This is a genomic window from Enterococcus plantarum, assembly GCF_001730295.1.
GTDB classification, from domain to species: Bacteria; Bacillota; Bacilli; order Lactobacillales; family Enterococcaceae; genus Enterococcus_L; species Enterococcus_L plantarum.
Window position 1 is genome coordinate 1 of the sequence record NZ_MIKA01000036.1, and the last position, 1612, is coordinate 1612.

Annotated in this window: 1 protein-coding gene; it reads left to right on the plus strand. The window is 31.4% G+C overall.

Annotated features, from left to right (window positions below):
* Positions 1-275 precede the first annotated feature (275 nt).
* Positions 276-1403, plus strand: coding sequence for a tyrosine-type recombinase/integrase (locus BCR22_RS10845; RefSeq protein ID WP_069654924.1), 1128 nt, complete (start codon positions 276-278; stop codon positions 1401-1403).
* The last annotated feature ends 209 nt before the right edge of the window (positions 1404-1612 follow it).

Here is a 1612-nt window from a genome sequence, read left to right on the forward strand (position 1 = left end):
TCTTGAAAGAATTAAGTTCAAGATATTTTTATTCTTTATTATATGTATTCAAAAGAGCGGAATTCATTACTTGTATTAGTATATTCTATTATTTTTAATTAGTCTAGTGTAAAAATATCTTTTTATTATCAAATTTTTCTGTTTTAAAAGAAAAAACTGATAATAATTAATTATTTTAGTGATTTATTACAGTTTAGAAAAGAGATATTTATAGGTATAATTCATTTTTAGCCGTCAAAAACCGTCAAATGTAAACTATTGAGGAGGAAAAAAATATGTCAAAAAGAGGCGAAAATATCTATAAAAGAAAGGATGGACGCTGGGAAGGTCGATACAGAAAAGGCCGAAATAAAGAGGGAAGAATTGTATACGGATATGTTTATGGAAAACAATATAATGAAGCAAAAGAAAAATTATCAAAAAAAAATGCAGACTATTCTATATACGGAGAAGCAACTGTACAAGAAGAAATGATGGTAGATGAATGGTTACACTATTGGCTGAATATTTTAATGAAAAATAGAATCAAACCGTCTACTTATTCAAATTATAGAGGGCGAATCAAACGACACCTTTCTCCATTTTTTAAAAACAAGCAGTTATCCGAGCTAGAAACAGCTGATATTGACAGGTTTATTTACTCGTTATACCTATCAGAACTTTCTTCCAACAGTATTCGCAGCATTATAAGTATGCTAAGAAGTGCTCTAAAAAAAGCTGTAAATGATAACAAAATTGCAAAAAATCCATGCAGAGGAGTACGTTTACCCGCATTAACAAAAACGGAAATAAAAAGTTTAGATAGAAACCAACAGAAAAAATTGGAACAAATTGCTTTGTATAAAAAAGAGTGCTCTGCGGAAATTATAGCCTTGTACACAGGGATGAGAATTGGCGAAATCAGCGGATTAAAATGGGAAGACATCGATTTTATCAACAATAAAATTTTTGTGAAAAGAACAATTTCTAGAATACCTTCAGTAACTGAACCACACAAAACAGAGATCATCATGGGGAAACCCAAGTCCGTTAACGGAGAACGCGCAATCCCAATCTCTAAAAATCTAAAAAGATATTTAATGGAAAAAAAACAAAAGAGTACCAGTTTATTTGTCATTTCTTGTAAAAACAGTTTTACTGAACCGCGAATTATTAATTATCGTTTTAAAAAAATAGTAGAAGAATCAAAAATAGGCTCGGTTCATTTTCACGCATTGCGGCATACATTTGCTACTAGATGTGTTGAATCAGGAATTGATATTGCGACATTGAGTAAAATTTTAGGACATGCATCAACCAAAATGACACTTGATATTTATACGGATTCCTTGTGGGAAACTAGACGTTCCGCAATGATGGTAATTGATAAACAGCTAAATTACGATGAGAAGCTACCTTTATAATAGTAGAAGAGGCTGGGGCAGAAGCTTATTACCGAAGGGATTGCTTCTGCTTCCACCGTTTATTCGTGTTTAGGGTGTGAAACAAAAGTGATGTTTACTTTTGTCTCACATCCATTTTTTTAGCCGTCAACGAAACCGTCAAATTATTTTAAGAAATGCACGATAATAGGCTAAATTAAAAGAATATCTTGAACTTAATTCTTTCAAGA